The organism is Enterobacter quasiroggenkampii, from assembly GCF_043972695.1.
Classification (GTDB): Bacteria; Pseudomonadota; Gammaproteobacteria; order Enterobacterales; family Enterobacteriaceae; genus Enterobacter; species Enterobacter quasiroggenkampii.
This window is the reverse complement of sequence record NZ_CP143745.1, coordinates 1,975,961-1,996,442: the sequence shown is the minus strand read 5'-3', so window position 1 is coordinate 1,996,442 and position 20,482 is coordinate 1,975,961. Positions and strand designations below refer to the sequence as shown.

20 protein-coding genes and 1 riboswitch are annotated in these 20,482 nt (G+C 58.8%); of the genes, 10 read left to right on the top strand and 10 right to left on the bottom strand.

Annotation, left to right across the window (positions count from 1 at the left end):
- The first annotated feature begins 3 nt into the window (after nt 1–3).
- Complete coding sequence (locus V1572_RS09535) at nt 4–507, top strand: fimbrial protein (protein WP_395299985.1); 504 nt, start codon at nt 4–6, stop codon at nt 505–507.
- Here V1572_RS09535 and dinG read toward each other — a convergent pair.
- Complete coding sequence (gene dinG, locus V1572_RS09530; RefSeq protein ID WP_196346014.1) at nt 494–2,671, bottom strand: ATP-dependent DNA helicase DinG; 2,178 nt, start codon at nt 2,669–2,671, stop codon at nt 494–496. The two genes, V1572_RS09535 and dinG, sit on opposite strands and share 14 nt — an antisense overlap.
- 97 nt (nt 2,672–2,768) lie before the next feature.
- The gene (rhlE, locus tag V1572_RS09525; RefSeq protein ID WP_395299894.1) at nt 2,769–4,148 is read right to left on the bottom strand and encodes an ATP-dependent RNA helicase RhlE; all 1,380 of its coding nucleotides are present in this window, start codon (nt 4,146–4,148) and stop codon (nt 2,769–2,771) included.
- Nucleotides 4,149–4,353: 205 nt separating this feature from the next.
- Between rhlE and cecR the strand changes: the two genes are divergently transcribed.
- From cecR to V1572_RS09500, 5 genes are read left to right on the top strand one after another with little or no spacing between them, the layout of a single operon-like run.
- Nucleotides 4,354–5,031, top strand: coding sequence for a transcriptional regulator CecR (cecR, locus tag V1572_RS09520; RefSeq protein WP_045909498.1), 678 nt, complete (start codon nt 4,354–4,356; stop codon nt 5,029–5,031).
- Nucleotides 5,028–6,023, top strand: a complete 996-nt coding sequence (hlyD, locus tag V1572_RS09515) for a secretion protein HlyD (protein ID WP_048027006.1) — start codon at nt 5,028–5,030, stop codon at nt 6,021–6,023. Before cecR ends, hlyD begins: the two co-directional genes overlap by 4 nt.
- On the top strand, nt 6,016–7,755 hold the full coding sequence (locus tag V1572_RS09510; RefSeq protein WP_090392623.1) for an ATP-binding cassette domain-containing protein: 1,740 nt from the start codon (nt 6,016–6,018) through the stop codon (nt 7,753–7,755). The genes hlyD and V1572_RS09510 overlap by 8 nt, the downstream gene beginning before the upstream one ends.
- On the top strand, nt 7,745–8,878 hold the full coding sequence (locus tag V1572_RS09505; RefSeq protein WP_045909495.1) for an ABC transporter permease: 1,134 nt from the start codon (nt 7,745–7,747) through the stop codon (nt 8,876–8,878). The genes V1572_RS09510 and V1572_RS09505 overlap by 11 nt, the downstream gene beginning before the upstream one ends.
- Nucleotides 8,879–8,887: 9 nt before the next feature.
- Nucleotides 8,888–9,994: an ABC transporter permease gene (locus V1572_RS09500; protein WP_223540168.1), complete on the top strand. Its 1,107-nt coding sequence runs from the start codon at nt 8,888–8,890 to the stop codon at nt 9,992–9,994.
- Here the strand turns inward: V1572_RS09500 and V1572_RS09495 are convergent.
- Nucleotides 9,956–10,366 carry a YbhQ family protein gene (locus tag V1572_RS09495; protein WP_023334980.1) on the bottom strand — a complete coding sequence of 137 codons (411 nt, stop codon included), beginning with the start codon at nt 10,364–10,366 and terminating at the stop codon, nt 9,956–9,958. The two genes, V1572_RS09500 and V1572_RS09495, sit on opposite strands and share 39 nt — an antisense overlap.
- Nucleotides 10,367–10,499: 133 nt before the next feature.
- Between V1572_RS09495 and V1572_RS09490 the strand changes: the two genes are divergently transcribed.
- Genes V1572_RS09490 through V1572_RS09480 form a run of 3 tightly spaced genes read left to right on the top strand, consistent with a single transcriptional unit; the run spans nt 10,500 to nt 13,458 of the window.
- Nucleotides 10,500–11,261: an endonuclease/exonuclease/phosphatase family protein gene (locus V1572_RS09490; RefSeq protein WP_048222143.1), complete on the top strand. Its 762-nt coding sequence runs from the start codon at nt 10,500–10,502 to the stop codon at nt 11,259–11,261.
- Entirely contained in the window at nt 11,258–12,496 is a 1,239-nt protein-coding gene (gene clsB / locus V1572_RS09485; protein WP_045909491.1) for a cardiolipin synthase ClsB, read from the top strand. The genes V1572_RS09490 and clsB overlap by 4 nt, the downstream gene beginning before the upstream one ends.
- The gene (locus V1572_RS09480) at nt 12,496–13,458 is read left to right on the top strand and encodes a YbhN family protein (RefSeq protein ID WP_223540167.1); all 963 of its coding nucleotides are present in this window, start codon (nt 12,496–12,498) and stop codon (nt 13,456–13,458) included. The genes clsB and V1572_RS09480 overlap by 1 nt, the downstream gene beginning before the upstream one ends.
- Nucleotides 13,459–13,547: 89 nt before the next feature.
- Here V1572_RS09480 and V1572_RS09475 read toward each other — a convergent pair whose 3' ends face one another.
- The 6 genes from V1572_RS09475 to moaA form a co-directional block, all read right to left on the bottom strand.
- Nucleotides 13,548–14,255, bottom strand: coding sequence for a Bax inhibitor-1/YccA family protein (locus tag V1572_RS09475; protein ID WP_069719576.1), 708 nt, complete (start codon nt 14,253–14,255; stop codon nt 13,548–13,550).
- A gap of 64 nt (nt 14,256–14,319) precedes the next feature.
- Complete coding sequence (gene moaE, locus V1572_RS09470; protein WP_039266008.1) at nt 14,320–14,772, bottom strand: molybdopterin synthase catalytic subunit MoaE; 453 nt, start codon at nt 14,770–14,772, stop codon at nt 14,320–14,322.
- Nucleotide 14,773: 1 nt separating this feature from the next.
- Nucleotides 14,774–15,019: a molybdopterin synthase sulfur carrier subunit gene (moaD, locus tag V1572_RS09465; protein WP_008501143.1), complete on the bottom strand. Its 246-nt coding sequence runs from the start codon at nt 15,017–15,019 to the stop codon at nt 14,774–14,776.
- A complete protein-coding gene (gene moaC, locus V1572_RS09460; protein ID WP_023292962.1) occupies nt 15,012–15,497 on the bottom strand; it encodes a cyclic pyranopterin monophosphate synthase MoaC in 486 nt (161 codons plus the stop codon). Before moaC ends, moaD begins: the two co-directional genes overlap by 8 nt.
- A gap of 3 nt (nt 15,498–15,500) precedes the next feature.
- Nucleotides 15,501–16,013, bottom strand: a complete 513-nt coding sequence (gene moaB, locus V1572_RS09455; protein ID WP_045403780.1) for a molybdenum cofactor biosynthesis protein B — start codon at nt 16,011–16,013, stop codon at nt 15,501–15,503.
- 24 nt (nt 16,014–16,037) lie between these two features.
- A complete protein-coding gene (moaA, locus tag V1572_RS09450; RefSeq protein ID WP_053076358.1) occupies nt 16,038–17,027 on the bottom strand; it encodes a GTP 3',8-cyclase MoaA in 990 nt (329 codons plus the stop codon).
- A riboswitch (molybdenum cofactor riboswitch) is annotated at nt 17,015–17,149 on the bottom strand. It overlaps the preceding gene by 13 nt.
- Before the next feature lie 225 nt (nt 17,150–17,374).
- Here moaA and yvcK point away from each other — a divergent pair.
- Nucleotides 17,375–18,283: a uridine diphosphate-N-acetylglucosamine-binding protein YvcK gene (yvcK, locus tag V1572_RS09445; protein ID WP_048026997.1), complete on the top strand. Its 909-nt coding sequence runs from the start codon at nt 17,375–17,377 to the stop codon at nt 18,281–18,283.
- A gap of 72 nt (nt 18,284–18,355) precedes the next feature.
- Here the strand turns inward: yvcK and uvrB are convergent, their stop codons facing one another.
- A complete protein-coding gene (uvrB, locus tag V1572_RS09440; protein WP_045909484.1) occupies nt 18,356–20,371 on the bottom strand; it encodes an excinuclease ABC subunit UvrB in 2,016 nt (671 codons plus the stop codon).
- Between the last annotated feature and the right edge of the window lie 111 nt (nt 20,372–20,482).

The window sequence follows — 20,482 nt, the reverse complement described above, 5'->3', positions numbered from 1 at the left end:
ATGATGAAAAAAATTCTGCTTTTCGTTGGGATGGCCCTGATGACGCAGGCCTGGGCGGATGATATCCAGGTTCAGATGGTCGGGAATATCTATGCCAATACCTGCGTGATCGACAGCGCCAGCAAAAACTTAACCGTCGACCTCGGCCAGACAGCGTCCGGCAATTTTAAAGACGTGGGGGATACGGGCGAATGGAAAGAATTTTCGCTGAACGTCTCGCATTGTCCCAAAACGCTGACGCTGGCAACGGCCTTTTTCTATGGCCAGGCAGACAGCCTGCACCCGACAAAATTTGCCAACATCGGCAGCGCAAAAGGGCTGGCGCTTGAGCTGGCGGACCGGCAGGACAATATCCTCATCGCCCCGCAGGCGAGCTTTAACGCGCTGATTAATCAAAACGATCACACGGCCACCTTCCCTCTCGCCGCACGCTACTACGCCACCTCCATGCCGGTGAGCGCGGGGACGTTCAGCAGCGTGGTGCAGGTGACCTTCACTTACCAGTAGGACCGCGCCCCTTAGCACGGATGCTTTTCCTGCGCCCGGCGGTCAGTGTTGCCGGGCGTTTTTTTACCTCGGGCACCTCTGGCTGTTCAATCGGAAAGATCGGCAGCGCGTTTAACAAACGTTGGCCGTAATTTTTGGTGAGTAGACGTTTGTCATAAATCACCACCTCCCCCCAGCAGCCGTGGCTACGGATCAGACGCCCGACCTGCTGAATGAGATTAAACGACGCCGCAGGTAAGCTTTGCACCTCAAAGGGATAGCGATTGAGGCTTTTCAACCACTCGCCTTCGGTGATGACGACCGGGCTGTCGATGGGCGGGAAGGCAATTTTATGAATATGCACCTGCGTCAGGTAATCGCCCTTCAAATCCAGACCTTCCGCGAAGGACTGTAATCCCACCAGCACACTGCGCTCGCCGTTATCGATACGTTTGCGGTGCGTTTCCACCAGCCGGTAGCGCGGCTGATCGCCCTGGACCAGCAGTAATAAACGCAGATCGGTGACGTGCTCCAGGAAGCGCTGCATCGCGCGCCCGCTGGCAAACAGCACCAGCATGCCGGGGTATTTTCTGCTCTCAACCTGTTCACGGAAGTAGGCCGCCATTTCCGCAATGTGCTGCTCTTCGTTGTCGATCAGCGGCTCGAATTTCATGCGCGGGATCACCAGCTTCCCCTGCTCGCAGTGGTTAAACGGCGAGTCCAGCGCGACAAAACGATCGCCCGCTTTCTCTTTAAGCCCGCTCATTTCCTGCAAACGCGAAAAACTGTTCAGGGAGCGCAGCGTGGCGGAGGTCACCACCACGTGCGGCACGCTGCGCCAGATGAGCTTTTCCAGCTGATCGGCCACGCGGATGCCCACGCAGTGGAAAAAGAGGTGCACCTGCCCGTCCCGCTCTTCGCGGGTGGCCCATTTGGTGACCGGCGCGCCGGACGCCTGCGCCATCGAGGCCAGCCGCCAGAGCTTGCTCTGCGCTTCGAACATGCCGAGCGCACGGTTCATCTGCAGCAGGATGCGGTGCAGACGCACCACGTCATGCGAGCCGGTTTTCTCGCTCAGATCGTTTAAGAACATCTCCGCCAGCCCGCGCAGCTTTTCGAGATGCTTCGCCAGCTGCTGGCAAATCTCCATCACCTCTTCAGGTAGCTCACCCATCGCAAAGCGGTGTTCAGCTTCCTGCGTTTGCGGAAGATAAAGATTCAAAATGTTGTTGAGCGAGGCAATCAGGCTGTAGACCTCTTCACAGTGGTCGCTCAGCCGCTCCGGCACCGCCAGCGGCGGCGTGGTTTTCGGGCGAAACTGCTCCATGCAGGTGGCGACAAGCTTGCAGAAGAGATCGAGCTGCAGGCGGAACCAGGGGGCGGTAATTTCTGCGCTCATCTCCAGCGCGTCGCGCGCCACGTCGGGCAGATGGTGGCCTTCGTCGAGCACCAGCAGCAGGTTTTTGGGTTCCGGCAGCACCGCTTCGCTCTCCAGCGCGGCCATCACCAGCGCGTGGTTAGCCACCACCACTTCCGCCTCCTGAATTTCGCGTCGGGCGACGAAGAACGGGCATTCGCGGTAGTAGTGGCAGTTGCGGTTCAGGCAGCTGGCTTTGTCCGTGCTGAGCCTGCGCCATAGATCGTCGCTGATGGCCTTATCGGTATGATCGCGCAGGCCGTCCCACTTATAGCCGTCAAGATCGACCTTGAGCGTGGCGCAGAGCTCCTGCTCGGCTTTGTTGTTTGGCGTGAGATCGTCGTCGAGGAACGCCAGCAGATCCTGCTGCGACGCCTCGCTGCTGGCAAGCCCTGCCAGGTTACGCGGACAGACGTAGCGACCGCGACCAAAGGCGGCCGTAAACCGCAGGTCGGGGATGATTTTGCGCAGTAGCGGTAAATCTTTGCTGAAGATCTGATCCTGCAGCGCCACGTTGGCGGTGCTGACCACCAGCGTTTTGTCCTCTTCCCGCGCGATGGCAATGCCGGGAATGAGATACGACAAGGTTTTCCCGACGCCGGTCGGGGCTTCAATCGCCAGATGTCGCCCGTCGTCCCCGGCGAGCGTTTTTGCCACGTCAGCAATCATCTGCCGCTGCGGCGCTCGGGGGATAAAATCGGGGATCTGCTGTTGTAGCGCCTTATACCATGCGCCAATTTGCGCCTTGAGCGCAGCGGTTAAAGCCATCGGAAAACCTGAAATACTGTATAAACAGCCACTATTGTGGCACTTTCTCTTCGCAGCCGCAAAAAGAAAAGCCCGGCTTTACGACCGGGCTTCCAGATTACTGCGGGTTAGCAGGCTTGCGCGGGCGGCGTCGGCGCTGCCCTTCTCCTGCCGGCTTGCCTTCGCCGCTGCGCCACGGATTGTCACCGGCCGGTTTGCTGTCGTTGCTACGACGCGGCGGTTTGCCCGCTGACTTCGGCGCGCCGCCTTCGGCACGGCGCGGCTGCTGACCGCGACCACCGCCGCCCTGACCGCGACCGCCCTGGCGACCGTTCTGAATCGGCTCGGCTTTGATCGACGGATCCACTTCATACCCCGGGGTTTCGATACGCGGGATCTCTTTCTTCAGCAGACGTTCGATATCACGCAGCAGCTTGTGCTCGTCCACGCAAACCAGAGAGAGCGCTTCACCGGTTGCCGCCGCACGACCGGTACGGCCGATACGGTGCACGTAGTCTTCCGGCACGTTTGGCAGCTCGTAGTTCACCACGTGCGGCAGCTCTTCAATGTCGAGGCCACGGGCAGCAATGTCGGTTGCCACCAGCACGCGGATGTCGCCAGACTTGAAGTCCGCCAGCGCACGGGTACGCGCGCCCTGGCTCTTGTTGCCGTGGATCGCCGCGCTGCGGATGCCGTCTTTATTCAGCTGTTCCGCCAGGTGGTTCGCGCCGTGCTTGGTGCGGGTAAAGACCAGCACCTGCTGCCAGTTACCCTGGCCGATCATCTGGGAGAGCAGTTCGCGCTTGCGCTTTTTATCCACAAAGTGAACATGCTGCGTCACCTGCTCAGAAGCGGTGTTGCGGCGCGCCACTTCCACTTCCAGCGGGTTATGCAGCAGCTTTTCCGCCAGCGCCTTGATCTCGTCGGAGAAGGTCGCGGAGAAGAGCAGATTCTGACGACGCGGTGGCAGCTTGGCCAGCACGCGGCGAATATCGTGAATAAAGCCCATGTCGAGCATGCGGTCGGCTTCGTCCAGCACCAGAATTTCGATGTTATCCAGCTTCACCGCGTTCTGGTGTTCCAGATCCAGCAGACGGCCCGGCGTTGCCACCAGCACGTCCACGCCGCCGCGCAGCTTCATCATCTGCGGGTTGATGCTGACACCGCCGAACACCACCAGCGAGCGAATGTTGAGATAGCGGCTATAGTCACGCACGTTCTCGCCAATCTGCGCGGCCAGTTCGCGGGTTGGGGTGAGGATCAGCGCACGAACCGGACGACGGCCTTTGGCGTGCGGCTGGTTTTTTACCAGCATCTCTAACAGCGGCAGCGTAAAGCCCGCGGTTTTACCGGTGCCGGTCTGGGCGCTGGCCATCAGGTCACGGCCCTGAAGAACGGCAGGAATAGCCTGCTGCTGGATTGGGGTTGGCTCAACGTAGCCCTGCTCTGCGATCGCGCGCAGAATTTCCGGGTTCAGGCCAAGGGAATCAAAAGACATAAAAACTCCGAACCGCCCCGACCATCACAGGTGTAGTTTTCAGGGAGATATAACAATTAGGAGGACAAAAACCACAATGTCGCGAAGGGGCGGAGTGTAGCAGCTTTTGTGACGTGGCGCATAAAATATCCCTCCGCGTTCCCTCGACGTAAGCGTGAATCAGGCATAATCTTAATCAATCGATTGATTAATTTTTAATGCCGCCATGAATACAACACCCACAACAACCAAAGGTGAACAGGCCAAAAACCAGCTTATTGCCGCCGCGCTGGCGCAGTTTGGTGAGTACGGGCTGCATGCGACCACGCGCGATATCGCCGCGCTGGCCGGGCAAAACATTGCGGCGATTACCTACTATTTTGGCTCAAAAGAGGATTTATATCTCGCCTGCGCCGAGTGGATTGCCGATTTTATCGGCACGCAGTTTCACCCTCACGTCGAGGAGGCCACCGCGCTGCTCAGCCAGCCGTCGCCCGATCGCGAGGCCATCCGCCAGCTGATCCTCAATGCCTGCCACAACATGATCCGCGTGCTGACCCACGACGATACGCTCAACCTGAGCAAGTTTATCTCCCGCGAGCAGCTCTCCCCCACTGCCGCCTATCAGCGGGTACACGATCGGGTCATTGCCCCGATGCATACCCACCTGACCCGGCTGATCGCCGCCTATACCGGGCGGGATGCCAACGATACCGCGACAATTTTGCATACCCACGCGCTGCTGGGTGAAATCCTTGCCTTCCGTCTGGGCCGGGAAACCATCCTGTTACGCACCGGCTGGACACAATTTGATGAGGATAAAGCCGCGCAGATCGGTGAGGTGATCGCCTGTCATCTCGATCTGATCCTGCAAGGCTTAACGCAAAGGAGCCTGAAGTCATGAAAAAACCTGTCGCCATCATTCTGGTGGTTGTTGTTTTGCTTGCCGCGGGCGTCGGTGGATGGCTGTGGTACCAGAGCCATCAGGATAAAGGCCTGACGCTGTACGGTAACGTGGATATTCGTACGGTGAACATGAGCTTCCGCGTCGGCGGACGTCTCGCCTCGCTGAGCGTTGACGAAGGCGATGCCATTAAAACCGGGCAGACGCTGGGGATGCTGGACAAAGCGCCCTATGAAAATGCGCTGCTGCAGGCCAAAGCGGGCGTCTCCGTTGCGCAGGCACAGTATGACCTGATGCTGGCCGGCTATCGCGACGAAGAGATCGCTCAGGCTGCAGCGGCCGTCAAACAGGCGCAGGCGGCCTATGACTACGCACAGAACTTCTACGCTCGCCAGCAGGGGCTGTGGAAAAGCCGAACCATTTCCGCGAATGACCTGGAAAATGCGCGCTCCTCCCGCGACCAGGCGCAGGCAACGCTGAAATCCGCGCAGGATAAATTAAGCCAGTACCACACCGGTAACCGTCCGCAGGATATCGCCCAGGCGAAAGCCAGCCTTGAACAGGCGCAGGCGCAACTGGCCCAGGCGGAGCTGGATCTGCACGACACCACGCTCATCGCGCCGTCTGACGGCACGCTGATGACCCGCGCCGTGGAGCCGGGCAGCATGCTCAGCGCGGGCAGTACCGTGTTAACCCTCTCCCTGACCCGCCCGGTCTGGGTACGTGCCTACATTGATGAGCCTAATCTCGGCCAGATGCAGCCGGGCCGCGAGCTGTTGCTCTATACCGACGGTCGCCCGGACAAGCCGTATCACGGCAAGGTGGGCTTTGTCTCCCCTACCGCCGAATTCACGCCGAAAACAGTAGAAACGCCGGACCTGCGTACCGACCTGGTGTATCGCCTGCGCATCATCGTGACTGATGCGGATGATGCCCTGCGCCAGGGCATGCCCGTCACCGTAAAAGTGAACAGCGGGGAACGACATGAATGATGCGGTTATCCAGCTCAACAATCTGGTCAAACGCTTCGCAGGGATGGACAAACCGGCGGTCGCGCCGCTGAACTGCACCATCCAGAAAGGCTATGTCACCGGCCTGGTCGGCCCGGACGGTGCGGGAAAGACCACGCTGATGCGCATGCTGGCGGGGTTGCTGAAGCCGGATGAAGGCTCGGCCAGCGTGCTGGGCCTTGACCCGATAAAAGACGACGGCGCGCTCCACGCCATGCTCGGCTATATGCCGCAGAAGTTTGGCCTGTATGAAGACCTGACGGTGATGGAAAACCTGAACCTGTACGCCGACCTGCGCAGCGTCACCGGCGAAGCCCGACAGAAGACCTTCGCCCGCCTGCTGGAATTTACCTCCCTCGGCCCGTTCACCGACCGGCTGGCGGGCAAGCTTTCCGGTGGGATGAAGCAGAAGCTGGGTCTGGCCTGCACGCTGGTGGGCGAGCCAAAAGTGCTGCTGCTGGACGAGCCCGGCGTGGGCGTCGACCCGATATCGCGCCGCGAGCTGTGGCAGATGGTGCACGAGCTGGCGGGCGACGGGATGTTGATTCTCTGGAGCACCTCCTACCTCGATGAAGCGGAACAGTGCCGGGACGTGCTGCTGATGAACGAAGGCGAACTGCTTTATCAGGGCGAGCCGACGACGCTGACGCAGAGCATGGCCGGGCGCAGCTTCCTGCTGCACAGCTCGCAGGCGTCCAACCGCTCGCTGCTGCAGCGGGTGCTCAAGCTGCCGCAGGTCAGCGACGGAATGATTCAGGGCCGCTCGGTACGGGTCATCCTCAAAAAAGAGGCCACCGTCGACGATATTCGCCAGGCGCCCGGCATGCCTGAGATCGACATGGAAGAGACGGCGCCGCGCTTCGAAGATGCGTTTATCGACCTGCTGGGCGGCGCGGGGACGTCCGAGTCTCCGCTTGGCGCAATCCTGCACACGGTGGACGGGACGCCGGGCGAAACGGTGATCGAAGCCAAATCCCTCACCAAAAAGTTCGGGGATTTCGCCGCCACCGATAACGTCAATTTCGCGGTAAAACGTGGCGAGATTTTTGGCCTGCTTGGACCGAACGGCGCGGGAAAATCCACCACCTTTAAGATGATGTGTGGCCTGCTGGTGCCGACGTCCGGCAAAGCGCTGGTGCTGGATATGGATCTGAAGGTCAGCTCCGGCAAGGCGCGCCAGCATCTGGGCTATATGGCGCAGAAGTTCTCGCTGTATGGCAACCTGACGGTCGAGCAGAATCTGCGCTTTTTCTCTGGCGTGTATGGCCTGCGCGGACGGGCGCAGAACGAGAAGATCCGCCGCATGAGCGACGCCTTCGGGTTAACGACGATTGCTTCCCACGCCACCGACGAACTGCCGCTCGGCTTTAAGCAGCGGCTGGCGCTGGCCTGCTCGCTGATGCACGAGCCGGATATTCTGTTTCTGGATGAGCCGACCTCCGGCGTTGATCCCCTCACCCGCCGCGAGTTCTGGCTGCATATCAACAGCATGGTGGAAAAAGGGGTGACCGTGATGGTGACCACCCACTTCATGGACGAGGCGGAGTACTGCGACCGCATCGGGCTGGTGTATCGCGGCAAGCTGATTGCTCACGGTACACCGGACGACCTGAAAAACCAGGCCGCCGACGATGAGGTCCCGGACCCGACCATGGAGCAGGCGTTTATCACCCTCATCCACGACTGGGATAAGGAGAATGCCCATGCGCAGTAACGCCATTTCCTGGCGCCGGGTGCGCGCGTTGTGCATAAAAGAGACGCGGCAGATCGTGCGTGACCCCAGCAGTTGGCTGATTGCGGTGGTGATCCCCCTGCTGCTGCTGTTTATCTTTGGCTACGGCATTAACCTGGACTCCAGCAAGCTGCGGGTCGGGATTTTGCTGGAGCAGCAGAGCGAGGAGGCGCTGGACTTCACCCACGCCATGACCGGCTCGCCCTACATTGACGCCACCATCAGCGACAATCGTCAGGAGCTGATCCAGAAGATGCAGGCCGGGAAGATTCGCGGTCTGATCGTCATTCCGGTGGATTTTGCCGCCAATATGGCGCGGGCGAATACCGATGCGCCGATCCAGGTGATCACCGACGGCAGCGAGCCGAACACCGCGAACTTCGTGCAGGGCTACGCGGAGGGGATCTGGCAGCTCTGGCAGATGCAGCGGGCGGAAGATCGGGGTGAAGAATTTAAACCGCTCATCGACGTGCAGACGCGCTACTGGTTTAACCCCGCCGCCATCAGCCAGCACTTTATTATTCCGGGCGCGGTGACGATTATCATGACGGTCATTGGCGCGATTCTGACCTCGCTGGTGATCGCCCGCGAGTGGGAGCGCGGCACCATGGAGGCGCTGCTTTCAACCGAAGTGACGCGCGTCGAGCTGCTGCTGTGCAAGCTTATTCCCTACTACTTCCTCGGCATGCTGGCGATGCTGCTCTGTATGCTGGTGTCCGTCTTTATCCTCGGCGTGCCGTATCGCGGCTCGCTGGTGGTGCTGTTCTTTATCACCAGCCTGTTTTTACTCAGCACGCTGGGGATGGGGCTGCTCATCTCCACCATCACCCGCAACCAGTTTAACGCGGCCCAGGTGGCCCTCAACGCTGCCTTTTTGCCGTCAATTATGCTGTCCGGCTTTATCTTCCAGATAGACAGCATGCCTGCCGTGATCCGCGCCGTGACCTACGTGATTCCGGCGCGCTACTTTGTGAGCACGCTGCAGAGCCTGTTCCTGGCAGGGAATATTCCGGTGGTGCTGATCGTCAACACGCTGTTTTTACTGGCGTCTGCGGCGATGTTTATCGGGTTGACGTGGATGAAAACCAAACGGCGGTTAGATTAAGGAGCGCGCATGTTTCACCGTTTATGGACGTTAATACGCAAAGAGCTGCAATCCCTGCTGCGCGAGCCGCAAACCCGCGCCATTCTGGTGTTGCCGGTGCTGATCCAGGTTTTACTGTTCCCGTTTGCCGCCACGCTGGAGGTGACCAACGCTACCATTGCCATTTACAACGAAGACAACGGCAAACATTCCGTCGAGTTAACGCAGCGCTTTGCGCGTGCGAAAGCCTTTACCCACATCCTGCTGCTGAAAAGCCCGCAGGAGATCCAGCCTACCATCGACACGCAAAAAGCGCTGCTGCTGGTGCGGTTCCCGGCGGATTTTTCCCGTAATCTGGATACCTTCCAGACCGCGCCGCTGCAGCTGATCCTCGACGGACGCAACTCCAACAGCGCCCAGATCGCGGCCAACTATCTGCAGCAGGTCGTGAAGGATTACCAGCAGGAGCTGATGGACGGCAAACCGAAGCCCAACAACAGCGAACTGGTGGTGCGCAACTGGTATAACCCGAATCTGGACTACAAGTGGTTTGTGGTGCCGTCGCTGATCGCCATGATCACCACCATCGGGGTGATGATCGTCACCTCCCTCTCCGTCGCCCGCGAGCGCGAACAGGGCACGCTGGATCAGCTGCTGGTCTCCCCGCTCGCCACCTGGCAAATTTTCGTCGGCAAAGCGGTGCCGGCGCTGATTGTCGCGACCTTCCAGGCCACCATCGTGCTGGGGGTGGGAATTTGGGCCTACCAGATCCCGTTCGCCGGATCGCTGACGCTGTTTTACTTCACGATGGTGATTTACGGGCTGTCGCTGGTGGGGTTTGGGCTGCTGATTTCCGCACTCTGCTCGACGCAGCAGCAGGCGTTTATCGGGGTATTCGTCTTTATGATGCCCGCGATCCTGCTCTCGGGGTACGTCTCACCCGTCGAGAATATGCCGGTGTGGCTCCAGGATCTGACGTGGATAAACCCGATTCGCCACTTTACGGATATCACCAAGCAAATCTATCTGAAGGATGCGAGTCTGGATATTGTCTGGGGAAGTTTGTGGCCGCTACTGGTCATCGCGGCCACGACGGGCTCAGTGGCGTACGCGATGTTTAGACGCAACATCGCGTAGCTTTTTCTCTTTGGTCAGCAACGAGACCACCGCAGGCCCTGCGAGGATAGCCAGACCCGCCAGGGCCAGCAGCAGGTTGTTTTGCAGGACGCGTGACAGCAGCCACAGGACAATCATCGCTGCACCAAAGTACCAGGTGGTGGTGAGCTCTTCGAGCACATCACCCACCTCACGCCAGCGCGCTTCATGGTGGCGCTGTAAGAACAGCATCGACAGCACGGTGACGCCGTAAAGGACGCATAGCCCCAGGCCAACACGCACCAGCGTGCCGCTCATCCAGCCCATCACCAGTACGGCCACGACCAGTAAATGCAACATTATCTGCCAGCAACTCAGGCCAGTTGCGACACGAACACGTTGTTGCCACTTCATGGCTTCTCTCCTGAAGGATTTTTCTCTGCTTAATCAGACTACCGCACTTTACGGAAAATTCCGTAACGCCGCATCTTTTTGTGACGCCGACTACACTTTATTTTCATTGGGATAGTCACTCAGGAAGGAGCTTATGACGAAAAAAATGCAGCATTTCTCGCTTAAAGTGCTGACGATAAACATTCATAAAGGCTTCACAGCATTTAACCGCCGCTTCATTTTACCGGAGCTGCGCGACGCGGTGCGCACCGTCAGCGCGGATATTGTCTGCCTGCAGGAGGTGATGGGCGCACACGAAGTGCATCCGCTTCACTTTGAGAACTGGCCCGACACGCCGCACTATGAATTTCTGGCCGACACCATGTGGAGTGATTATGCCTACGGCCGCAACGCGGTCTATCCGGAAGGTCATCACGGCAACGCGGTGCTGTCCCGCTACCCCATTGAGCATTACGAAAACCGCGACGTTTCCGTCGGGGAGAGCGAAAAACGCGGCCTGCTTTACTGCCGCATTACCCCGCCCGACCTTGAGCTGCCCATCCACGTCGGCTGCGTTCACCTTGGCCTGCGCGAAGCCCATCGTCAGGCGCAGCTGAAAATGCTGGCCGAATGGGCCAACGCGCTGCCTGACGGCGAACCTGTTGTCGTGGCAGGCGATTTCAACGACTGGCGCCAGCGGGCAAACCACCCCCTGAAGGTGGAGGCAGGACTGGAGGAAATTTTCACCCGGGCGAACGGCAGGCCTGCGCGCACGTTTCCAGTCCGTTTCCCGCTGCTGCGGCTTGACCGCATCTACGTAAAAAATGCCCATGCCAGCAGCCCGACCGCCCTGGCGCTCCTTAACTGGCGGCATCTTTCCGATCATGCCCCGCTCAGCGCGGAGATCCACCTATGAAATGTTCCTGGCAGGAAGGCAACCGGATCACGTTGCTGGTCAACGGGGACGAGTATTACCCGGCCGTGTTTAAGGCGATTGATCACGCCCAGCAGAAGGTGATCCTCGAAACCTTTATCTGGTTCGAAGACAACGTCGGCAAGCAGCTGCACAGCGTGTTGCTGCGCGCCGCCCAGCGCGGCGTCAAAATTGAAGTGCTGCTGGATGGCTACGGCTCGCCGGACCTTAGCGATGCGTTCGTCAATGAACTGACCGCCGCGGGGGTGGTGTTCCGCTACTACGATCCCGGCCCTCGCCTGTTCGGCATGCGTACCAACCTTTTCCGCCGGATGCACCGCAAAATTGTGGTGGTGGATGAGACGGTGGCGTTTGTCGGCGGCATTAACTACTCCGCTGAGCATATGTCCGACTACGGCCCGGAAGCGAAGCAGGATTACGCCATTCGCATTGAAGGCCCGGTGGTGCAGGACATTTTGCTGTTTGAGCTGGAGAACCTGCCGGGGAAAGAGGCCGTTCGCCGCTGGTGGCGACGCCGCCATCGCCCGGAGGAGAACCGGAAGCCCGGTGAAGCACAGGCGCTTTTCGTCTGGCGCGACAACGGCGAGCACCGGGACGATATTGAACGTCACTACCTTAAGATGCTCGCCAACGCCAAGCGCGAAGTGATTATCGCTAACGCCTACTTCTTCCCGGGCTATCGCCTGCTGCATGCCATGCGCAATGCTGCCCGTCGCGGCGTGCGCGTGAAGCTGATCGTGCAGGGCGAGCCGGATATGCCGATCGTCAAAGTCGGGGCGCGGCTGCTGTACAACTACCTGGTGAAGGGCGGCGTCCAGATCTACGAATACCGCCGTCGACCGCTGCACGGCAAAGTCGCGCTGATGGACGATCACTGGGCCACCGTGGGCTCCAGCAACCTCGATCCGCTGAGCCTGTCGCTGAATCTTGAAGCCAACCTGATCATTCACGATCGCCAGTTTAATCAGACCCTGCGGGATAACCTGCAGGCGTTGATCGTTAACGACTGCGTGCGCGTGGATGAGTCCATGGTTCCCAAACGCACCTGGTGGAACCTGGGCATCAGCGTGGTGGTGTTCCACTTTCTGCGGCATTTCCCGGCGATGGTCGGCTGGCTGCCAGCGCATACGCCGAAGCTGGCGCAGGTGGACCCGCCGGTACAACCCGAAATGGAAACCCAGGACCGCATAGAAGCGGAAGACGGAGGCAAACCCTGATGTCGAAATCGCATCCACGCTGGCGTCTGGCAAAAAAGATCCTCACCTGGGTATTCTTTATTGCCGTCGCGGTGCTGCTGGTGGTCTACGCGCAGAAAGTGGACTGGGAAGAGGTGTGGAAGGTTATCCGCAACTATAACCGGATGGTGCTGCTGGGCGCGACGGGGCTGGTTATCGTAAGCTACCTGATGTACGGCTGCTATGACCTGCTGGGTCGGGCCTACTGCGGCCACAAGCTGGCCAAACGTCAGGTAATGCTGGTGTCGTTTATCTGCTACGCCTTTAACCTGACGCTGAGCACCTGGGTCGGGGGGATTGGCATGCGCTATCGCCTCTACTCGCGGCTCGGGCTGCCGGGTGGGACCATCACACGCATTTTTTCCCTGAGCATTACCACCAACTGGCTGGGCTATATTCTGCTCGGCGGGGTGATCTTCACCATCGGCGTGGTGCAGTTGCCCGCGCACTGGTATATCGATGAGGCTACGCTGCGCATTCTGGGCATCGCACTACTGCTGATTATCGCCGTTTATCTCTGGGCCTGCGCCTTTGCCAGACGCCGTCATATGACCATTAAAGGGCAAAAGCTGGTCCTGCCCTCGTGGAAGTTTGCGGTGCTGCAGATGGCGGTTTCCAGCGCCAACTGGATGGCGATGGGAGCCATCATCTGGCTGCTGATCGGCGAGGACGTAAACTACTTCTTCGTGCTGGGCGTGCTGCTGGTGAGCAGTATTGCCGGGGTGATTGTGCATATTCCGGCGGGGATCGGCGTGCTGGAGGCGGTGTTTATTGCCCTGCTGGCCGGGGAGCATGTTTCTCAGGGAACGATTATCGCCGCCCTGCTGGCGTACCGCATGCTGTATTACTTCCTGCCGCTGGCGCTGGCCACGGTCTGCTATCTGGTGCTGGAAAGTCGGGCGAAAAAGCTGCGGGCGAAGAATGAGAGGATGCTAGCGAAGTGAATAAGTCGGGTGGCGGCTTCGCCTTACCCGACCTACGGTTCGCGCTTCGTAGGCCGGGTAAGGCGAAACCGCCACCCGGCAAAGCAATCTTAACGACGGTTGCCAAGAATTCGCAGCAGCATCAGGAACAGGTTGATGAAGTCCAGATAGAGCGTCAGCGCGCCCAGAATCGAATATTTGCGCAGGTTTGAACTGTCGCGCACGTCGATCTGCTCGCCGATGTTTTTCAGCTTCTGCGTGTCATAAGCCGTCAACCCGACAAAGAGCACCACCCCGATATAGGTCACGGCCCACATCAGGGCTTCGCTCTTCAGCCACAGGTTCACCAGTGACGCCAGCACAATCCCAATCAGCCCCATAAACAGCATGCTGCCGAAGCCGCTCAGATCGCGCTTCGTGGTGTAACCGTACAGGCTCATCGCACCAAACATCCCGCCGGTGACCACGAAGGTGCTGGCGATGGATGAGTAGGTGTAAACGATAAAGATGCTGGAAAGCGTCAGCCCCGTTAGCGCCGAATAGAGCATAAACAGGGTCGTTGCCATGCCGGCACTCAGCTTGTGCACCAGACCCGAAAGCACAAACACCAGCGCCAGCTGCGCGATGATCAGCCCAAAGAAGGTGATTTTGCTGGAGAAGATAAACATCATCAGCTCCGGCGTATTCGCCGCATACCACGCGATAAACGCGGTAAGCAGCAGGCCAACCGTCATCCAGCCGTACACCTGAGCCATATACGTCTGCAGGCCGCTACGGGTCTGCTGTACTATTGAATCGGAACGCGGAAATCGGTCCATGATTCACTCCTGATTAAGATTAAGTAGACACACTCGTTAAGAGTAACACATCCACGTAAACCGACTACCAACGGCTGGCGGCCTGTTTATCGCTATCGCGAGATTCTACCCAGCGATCGCCTTCCGGCGTGGCTTCGCGCTTCCAGAACGGCGCTTTGGTTTTGAGGTAATCCATAATGAACTCCCCTGCCGCAAACGCGCTGCCGCGGTGGGCGCTGGTCACCCCGACAAAGACAATCTCCTCGCCAGGCCACATCTCACCGATGCGGTGAATCACCGTGACGCGCCCGAGCGGCCAGCGGTCCCGCGCCTCGTCCACTATCTCCGCCAGCGATTTTTCCGTCATGCCGGGATAATGCTCCAGCGTCAGCGCCTTCACGCTGTCACCAAGGTTGTGGTTGCGCACCTTGCCGGTAAAGGTCACGACCGCGCCGTCTTCATCGCGTTCCGCCAGCCAGCTGTATTCGGTCCCCACGTTAAATCGCTCGGGGCTCACCAGAATGCGGGTTTCAGACATCTTAGCCCCCTGTGACTGGCGGGAAGAAGGCCACTTCATCCCCGGCCTTCAGCGGATGGGTAAGCTCCACCAGCGTCTGGTTAACGGCGGCCAGCAGCTTGCCTTCATCCAGCGCCAGCGCCCAGCGGTCGCTCTGTGCCGCCAGATGCGCGCGCAGGGCCGCAACGTTTTCAAAAGAGGCATCCAGCGTCAGGCTGTCGGTATTCACCAGCTCGCGCACCTGCGCAAAAAAGAGCACCTTAATCATGGCTGTCCACCTTAAAATCACCGGATTTGCCGCCGCTTTTTGCCAGCAGGCGAACCGGGCCAATCACCATATCTTTCTGCACCGCTTTGCACATGTCGTAGATGGTCAGCGCGGCAACGGAGGCCGCCGTCAGCGCCTCCATCTCCACGCCGGTTTTGCCGGTTAAGCGGCAGAGTGACTCAATGCGCACGCGACTCTGCTCCGGCTGGGCCTGCAGGTTCACCTCCACCTTGCTCAGCATCAGCGGATGGCACAGCGGGATGAGATCCCAGGTGCGCTTGGCGGCCTGAATACCCGCGATGCGCGCGGTGGCAAAGACATCACCCTTGTGATGGCTGCCGTCGATAATCATCGCCAGCGTTTCCGGCAGCATGGTGACGAACGCTTCGGCGCGCGCCTCGCGCACCGTTTCCGCTTTGGCGGAGACGTCAACCATATGCGCTTCGCCAGCGGCGTTAATGTGGGTCAGTTGTGACATAGCTTATTTCTTTAAATGGGGATGGAAATTACACGGACGGGTACGGGCATCCAGCTGCGGGGCGATGATGTTTTCCCACGCGGTTCGGCAGGCTTTCGTCGAGCCCGGCATGGCGAAAATCAGGGTTTTGTTCGCCACCCCGGCAACGGCGCGCGACTGCAGCGTGGAGGTGCCAATCTCTTCAAAGGAGAGCATGCGGAACACCTCGCCGAAGCCTTCCACCTCGCGGTCGAACAGCGGGAGCAGCGCTTCAGGCGCCTGATCGCCCGCTGTAAAGCCGGTGCCGCCGGTGATCAGCACCACCTGCACCTCATCACTGGCGATCCACTGCGAGACCTGCGCGCGAATGGCGTAGCGGTTCTCCTTCACGATCGCTTTATCAACAATGTTATGCCCCGCGTCATGGGCCGCCTCCCGCAGCCAGTGGCCGGAGGTATCATCCTCTTCGCCACGGCGGTCGGAAACGGTAAGGATCGCAATGCGTGTCGGGATAAATTCTGCGCTGACCTGACTCATCTTCTGATTCCTTCTTAAGACTGGTTACCCGCCGATGTAAGACAGGTTCTGAGTAATGCCGGTATTGCCCTGATGCAGGAAGTGGGTCTGTTTTTTATGCGTCAGTGCTTCAGAAATGCGCGCTTCAAGCGCGTCCTGCTGCGCATCGTCTTCCAGCAGATCGCGAAGGTCCACGCCGCCGTCGCCGAACAGGCAGAGATGGAGTTTGCCCACGGAAGAGACGCGCAGGCGGTTGCAGCTGGCACAGAAGTCTTTCTCGTAAGGCATGATAAGCCCGATCTCGCCTTCATAATCAGGATGGCAGAAGACCTGTGCCGGACCGTCGCTGCGCTGGCGGATCTGGTGGATCCAGCCGCGCCTGAGCAGTTCGTCGCGCAGCACCATGCCGGAGATGTGATGGCGGCGAAACAGCTCGCTGCCCTCGCCGGTTTCCATCAGCTCAATAAAACGCAGCTGAATGGGGCGAGTTTTGATCCACGCCAGGAAAGTATCGAGCTGGTGATGGTTTACATCACGCATCAGCACCGTGTTGACTTTGACTTTTTCGAAGCCGGCCGCAAATGCCGCATCGATACCGTCCATGACCTGCTGGAATTTATCCTGGCCGGTAATGGCGTGAAACTGGCGGGCGTCCAGACTGTCCACGCTGACGTTAATGGCGGTTAAGCCCGCATCGCGCCAGGTGGCCACGTCGCGCGCCATACGGTAACCGTTGGTGGTCACCGCAATCTGGCGGATACGTTCATTTTCACGCACGGCGGCAATGATGTCGGGGAAATCGCGTCGCAGCGAGGGTTCACCGCCGGTAAGGCGCACTTTTTCGGTGCCGAGTTCAGAGAAGGCGCGCGTGACGCGGCGCACTTCATCCACGGAGAGAAAGCCGTTATTGGTGACGCTGCCCGGTTTGTAGCCGTCGGGCAGGCAGTAGGTGCAACGGAAATTGCACACATCGGTAATCGACAGACGTAAGTAATAAAACTTACGCGCGAAAGCATCAGTAAGTTGTGAAGCCATGTACACCTTTCCAGATACGGGAGGCACAGTCATTTCTTTCTGTACCCTGGTGGCAAATTCGCCACGGCCAGAGCGCCATATCTTTCGACACAGGCACAAGGGCTAGAGTGTATGTTTTCAATGTTGAAAACGTGGTTAGGGCGATAGTAGCGCGGAAATTCGGACAGCGCCATTGTCGCTTTTCGCTATATAACTATGTATATAGCGAATCATTCGCCCATTTTCGCTACAGAATACCTAAAAACCGCACTTTCACATTGATATACGTCATTTTGCATCGGGTGAGGCATCGTCTTTTAGGGGTAGTTAGGTTACTGTTACGCGATCGAACGTGATAAGGAATACGTATGCGCAATCGCACTTTTGCGGATCTTGACCGAGTGGTCGCTCTTGGCGGAGGCCACGGCCTGGGCCGCGTCATGTCCTCATTGTCGTCACTCGGCTCAAGGCTGACAGGGATAGTGACCACCACCGACAACGGCGGCTCAACCGGGCGGATCAGACGTGCCGAAGGCGGTATTGCCTGGGGCGATATGCGCAACTGCCTGAACCAGTTAATTACCGAGCCGAGCGTCGCGTCGGCGATGTTTGAGTACCGTTTTGGCGGCAATGGCGAACTTTCCGGACATAACCTCGGAAATCTGATGTTAAAGGCGCTGGATCACCTGAGCGTAAGGCCTCTCGAAGCCATCAATCTGATCCGTAATCTGCTCAAAGTGGACGCATTTCTGATCCCCATGTCTGAACAACCGGTTGACTTGATGGCCATCGACGCCGAAGGGCATGAAGTTTACGGCGAGGTGAATATTGACCAGCTTCTGCTGCCGCCCAAAGAGCTGATGACTTACCCGAGCGTGCCGGCGACGCGTGAAGCCGTAGAAGCAATTGGCGACGCGGATTTAATTCTGATCGGCCCGGGCAGCTTTTACACCAGCCTGATGCCGATCCTGCTGGTGAAAGAGCTGGCGCAGGCGCTGCGCCGCACCCCGGCGCCAATGGTTTACATTGGTAACCTCGGGCGTGAACTGAGCCCGGCAGCCGCAAGCCTGTCGCTGGCGGATAAACTCAATTTGATGGAGCATTACGTCGGTAAGAAGATCATTGACGGCGTGGTGGTGGGGCCGAAGGTGGATGTATCCGGTATCGGCGATCGTCTGGTGGTGCAGGAGCCGCTGGAGGCCTCAGACATCAAGTATCGCCACGACCGCCATCTGCTGCGCGAGGCGCTGGAGAAGGCGATTCAGGCGCTGGGTTAGATTCGTTTTGTGAGGCCTGATGCCCTCACCCCGGCCCTCTCCCAAGGGGAGAGGGAGAAAACAACGCTTTACTCACGATGCCGCGATAAACAGATCCCGCAGCTGATGAAGCTGGTCGCGGATCTGCGCCGCCTCTTCGAACTCCAGGTTCTGCGCGTGCTGCATCATCTGTCCTTCCAGCTCGTGGATTTTCTGCTGCAGCGCTTTTGGCGTCAGCACGACGGTATCTTCTTCCACCACTGAACGCGCCTTGCCGCGGCCTTTCGCTTTGGTTTTGGCGATGTTCTGACCCAGCGCCAGAATATCCACCACCTTCTTGTTCAGCCCCTGCGGGGTAATGCCGTGTTCTTCGTTGTAGCGCTGCTGTTTCTCACGGCGGCGCTCCGTCTCACCAATCGCTTTCGCCATCGACGGGGTAATTTTGTCGCCGTACAGAATCGCTTTACCGTTGACGTTACGCGCGGCGCGGCCAATGGTCTGAATCAGCGAACGCTCGGAACGCAGGAAGCCCTCTTTGTCCGCATCCAGAATCGCCACCAGCGAGACCTCCGGCATATCGAGACCTTCTCGCAGCAGGTTAATCCCTACCAGCACATCAAACTCACCCAGACGCAGGTCGCGGATAATCTCCATGCGCTCCACGGTATCGATATCCGAGTGCAGATAACGCACCTTCTCGCCGTGCTCTTCAAGATACTCGGTCAGGTCTTCCGCCATACGCTTGGTGAGCGTGGTCACCAGCACGCGCTCGTTGATGGCGGAACGGGCGCGGATCTCAGAGAGCAGGTCGTCCACCTGCGTGGCCACCGGACGCACCTCGATAACCGGATCCAGCAGCCCGGTCGGACGTACCACCTGGTCAACCACCTCATCGCCCGATTTTTCCAGCTCATAGTTGCCCGGCGTGGCCGAGACGTAGATGGTTTGCGGCGCCAGCGCCTCAAACTCTTCAAACTTCATCGGACGGTTATCCAGCGCTGACGGCAGGCGGAAGCCGTATTCCACCAGCGTCTCCTTACGCGCCCGGTCGCCACGGTACATCCCGCCGATCTGCGGGATCGTGACGTGGGATTCGTCGATCACCAGCAAACCGTCGGCCGGAAGGTAATCAAACAGCGTCGGCGGCGGCTCGCCCGGCCCGCGCCCGGAGAGGAAGCGGGAGTAGTTTTCAATGCCGGAGCAGTAGCCCAGCTCGTTCATCATCTCCAGGTCGAACTGGGTACGCTGGCTCAGGCGCTGCTCTTCCAGCAGCTTATTGTTCGCCAGCAGCACCTTACGGCGCTCGGCCAGCTCCACTTTGATCTCTTCCATCGCCTGCACGATACGCTCGCGCGGCGTCACGTAGTGCGTTTTCGGGTAAATGGTGAAGCGCTGGATCACCGACTCAACGTGTCCAGTCAGCGGGTCGAAGAGCGACAGGCGTTCGACCTCCTCGTCAAACAGCTCGACGCGCAGCGCCATATCGTCCGATTCTGCCGGGAAGATGTCGATCACTTCACCGCGCACGCGGAAGGTGCCGCGCTGGAAGGCCTGGTCGTTGCGGGTGTACTGCAGCTCCGCCAGGCGACGCAAAATCGCGCGCTGGTCAATGATCATCCCCTGCGTCAGGTGCAACATCATCTTGAGATAGAGATCCGGATCGCCCAGACCGTATATCGCGGAAACCGAGGCAACGACGATCACATCGCGACGCTCCAGAAGCGCCTTCGTGGCCGACAGTCGCATCTGCTCGATGTGTTCGTTCACCGAGGCATCTTTCTCAATGAAGGTGTCAGAACTCGGCACATAGGCTTCAGGCTGGTAGTAATCGTAGTAGGAGACGAAATACTCTACCGCGTTTTCCGGGAAGAACTCTTTCATCTCGCCGTATAGCTGCGCCGCCAGGGTTTTATTGGGTGCCAGCACCATCGTTGGGCGCTGGAGATCCGCAATCACGTTGGCAATGGTAAATGTTTTACCCGAGCCGGTGACCCCCAGCAGCGTCTGGTGCGCCAGCCCATCCTCCAGTCCTTCTTCCAGACGACGGATCGCCTCAGGCTGATCGCCAGATGGACGGAAAGCAGAATTCAATTTGAACGGTTTACTCATGGGCGACAACCTGATGACGTTATAAGCGGCAGGTGAGTAATTTTACTCCTTGTTGCCAGGAATGCCAGTAAAAAACACTGGATGAAAAACCAGTAGCATGTCAGGATATTT

What these genes read in the sequence shown, in the direction of transcription:
- V1572_RS09535 (WP_395299985.1), top strand. Translation starts at nt 4, where the DNA reads ATGAAAAAAATTCTGCTTTTCGTTGGGATGGCCCTGATGACGCAGGCC.
- dinG (WP_196346014.1), bottom strand. Translation starts at nt 2,671, where the DNA reads ATGGCTTTAACCGCTGCGCTCAAGGCGCAAATTGGCGCATGGTATAAG.
- rhlE (WP_395299894.1), bottom strand. Translation starts at nt 4,148, where the DNA reads ATGTCTTTTGATTCCCTTGGCCTGAACCCGGAAATTCTGCGCGCGATC.
- cecR (WP_045909498.1), top strand. Translation starts at nt 4,354, where the DNA reads ATGAATACAACACCCACAACAACCAAAGGTGAACAGGCCAAAAACCAG.
- hlyD (WP_048027006.1), top strand. Translation starts at nt 5,028, where the DNA reads ATGAAAAAACCTGTCGCCATCATTCTGGTGGTTGTTGTTTTGCTTGCC.
- V1572_RS09510 (WP_090392623.1), top strand. Translation starts at nt 6,016, where the DNA reads ATGAATGATGCGGTTATCCAGCTCAACAATCTGGTCAAACGCTTCGCA.
- V1572_RS09505 (WP_045909495.1), top strand. Translation starts at nt 7,745, where the DNA reads ATGCGCAGTAACGCCATTTCCTGGCGCCGGGTGCGCGCGTTGTGCATA.
- V1572_RS09500 (WP_223540168.1), top strand. Translation starts at nt 8,888, where the DNA reads ATGTTTCACCGTTTATGGACGTTAATACGCAAAGAGCTGCAATCCCTG.
- V1572_RS09495 (WP_023334980.1), bottom strand. Translation starts at nt 10,366, where the DNA reads ATGAAGTGGCAACAACGTGTTCGTGTCGCAACTGGCCTGAGTTGCTGG.
- V1572_RS09490 (WP_048222143.1), top strand. Translation starts at nt 10,500, where the DNA reads ATGACGAAAAAAATGCAGCATTTCTCGCTTAAAGTGCTGACGATAAAC.
- clsB (WP_045909491.1), top strand. Translation starts at nt 11,258, where the DNA reads ATGAAATGTTCCTGGCAGGAAGGCAACCGGATCACGTTGCTGGTCAAC.
- V1572_RS09480 (WP_223540167.1), top strand. Translation starts at nt 12,496, where the DNA reads ATGTCGAAATCGCATCCACGCTGGCGTCTGGCAAAAAAGATCCTCACC.
- V1572_RS09475 (WP_069719576.1), bottom strand. Translation starts at nt 14,255, where the DNA reads ATGGACCGATTTCCGCGTTCCGATTCAATAGTACAGCAGACCCGTAGC.
- moaE (WP_039266008.1), bottom strand. Translation starts at nt 14,772, where the DNA reads ATGTCTGAAACCCGCATTCTGGTGAGCCCCGAGCGATTTAACGTGGGG.
- moaD (WP_008501143.1), bottom strand. Translation starts at nt 15,019, where the DNA reads ATGATTAAGGTGCTCTTTTTTGCGCAGGTGCGCGAGCTGGTGAATACC.
- moaC (WP_023292962.1), bottom strand. Translation starts at nt 15,497, where the DNA reads ATGTCACAACTGACCCACATTAACGCCGCTGGCGAAGCGCATATGGTT.
- moaB (WP_045403780.1), bottom strand. Translation starts at nt 16,013, where the DNA reads ATGAGTCAGGTCAGCGCAGAATTTATCCCGACACGCATTGCGATCCTT.
- moaA (WP_053076358.1), bottom strand. Translation starts at nt 17,027, where the DNA reads ATGGCTTCACAACTTACTGATGCTTTCGCGCGTAAGTTTTATTACTTA.
- yvcK (WP_048026997.1), top strand. Translation starts at nt 17,375, where the DNA reads ATGCGCAATCGCACTTTTGCGGATCTTGACCGAGTGGTCGCTCTTGGC.
- uvrB (WP_045909484.1), bottom strand. Translation starts at nt 20,371, where the DNA reads ATGAGTAAACCGTTCAAATTGAATTCTGCTTTCCGTCCATCTGGCGAT.